The sequence below is a fragment of the Streptomyces sp. Act143 genome (assembly GCF_003143935.1).
GTDB lineage: Bacteria > Actinomycetota > Actinomycetes > Streptomycetales > Streptomycetaceae > Streptomyces.
On the sequence record NZ_QFRX01000005.1, the window covers coordinates 1 to 273 of the forward strand.

1 protein-coding gene is annotated in these 273 nt (G+C 67.4%); it reads right to left on the minus strand.

The features are described from left to right. The coding region (locus DI272_RS43240) for an AMP-binding protein (protein WP_146238442.1) at window positions 1-273 on the minus strand (273 nt) is incomplete at both ends.

Here is a 273-nt window from a genome sequence, read left to right on the forward strand (position 1 = left end):
CTCGATCTCGCCGGGTTCGATGCGGAAGCCGCGGATCTTGATCTGGTGGTCGGCGCGGCCGACGAACTCCAGCTCGCCGTCCTGGTTCCACCGCACCAGGTCACCGGTGCGGTACATACGAGCGCCGGACTCGGAAGCGTACGGGTCCGCCACGAACCGCTCCGCCGTCATACCGGGCTTGTTCAGATACCCACGGGCCACACCGGCGCCCGCGATGTACAACTCCCCCACCACACCGGGCGCCACCAACTCCAGCCCCGAACCCAGCACATA